The sequence below is a fragment of the Aquipseudomonas alcaligenes NBRC 14159 genome (genome assembly GCF_000467105.1).
GTDB classification, from domain to species: Bacteria; Pseudomonadota; Gammaproteobacteria; order Pseudomonadales; family Pseudomonadaceae; genus Aquipseudomonas; species Aquipseudomonas alcaligenes.
Window position 1 is genome coordinate 1 of sequence record NZ_BATI01000112.1, and the last position, 1,111, is coordinate 1,111.

Annotated in this window: 1 protein-coding gene; it reads left to right on the plus strand. The window is 59.6% G+C overall.

The features are described 5' to 3' along the window. The first annotated feature begins 53 nt into the window (after window positions 1–53). On the plus strand, window positions 54–1,082 hold the full coding sequence (locus PA6_RS22280) for an IS30 family transposase (RefSeq protein WP_017846207.1): 1,029 nt from the start codon (window positions 54–56) through the stop codon (window positions 1,080–1,082). Window positions 1,083–1,111 lie beyond the last annotated feature (29 nt).

Below are 1,111 nucleotides of genomic sequence, written 5' to 3' on the forward strand. Positions count from 1 at the left end.
CGGCGGCGAAAACTGAGTGCAACACCTGACCTTTCCGGTACGGTGCTGTCCCTATGTCTTATTCCGAACTCAGCGTTGAAGAGCGCGCCACCATTCAAATCGGTCATGCCCAAGGTTTCAGCCTGCGCGGGATTGCCTGCTTGATCAACCGATCCCCTTCGACCATCAGCCGGGAGCTGCGCCGCAATCGAGATGCCTGTGGCGGCTACTCGGCCCGCGTGGCCCAGCAGCAGATGCAGGCCCGCCGTCAGGTGTGTCGACCGAAGCAAAAGCTGTTGCCGGGTAGCGAGCGCTTCGAATTGGTGGCGCATATGCTGCGTGAGCGTTTGTCTCCCGAGCAGATTGCCGGCAAGCTGCGCAGCATGAATATTCCCAGCCTCAGAGATGCCTACGTCTGTCGCGAGACGATCTATAACGCGATCTATGCCTTGCCAGTCGGCGAGCTGCGTAAAGAGCTGATCATCTGCCTGCGCCAAAGCAAGACGATGCGCAGGCCGCGCTCTGGCGGCGTGGATCGGCGCGGTCAGATCCCTGAGATGGTCAGTATTCATGTACGTCCGCCGGAGATCGAAGACCGACTGATGCCAGGGCATTGGGAAGGCGACCTGATCAAGGGCAAGGCCAACGCCTCGTCTGTAGGTACGCTGGTGGAGCGCACCAGTGGCTACCTGATGCTGGTGAAGATGAACGACGCGACGGCGACCTCGGCGATGGAAGGCTTCAGTGCAGCGCTCAATGGCATGCCGCTGGCGATGCGCAAGAGCATGACCTACGACCAGGGCCGAGAAATGGCGCGGCATGCTGAAATCACCCAGCAGACCGGGGTGGCGATTTACTTCTGCGACCCGCACAGCCCTTGGCAGCGCGGCAGTAACGAAAACATCAATGGCCTGATCCGCCAGTACCTGCCCAAGGGCACGGACTTGTCGGTGCATAGCCAGGAGGAACTGGATGCCATCGCACTGCAACTGAACATGCGCCCCCGTAAGCGCTTCGACTTCAAGTGTCCGATCGAGGTTATGGACGAGGTGATGCAGGAAGCTATGGCTATGCGGCATGATGCTCCAGCTTCAATTCAATAACCGTGTTGCACTCAGCTCCTGTAACCGCC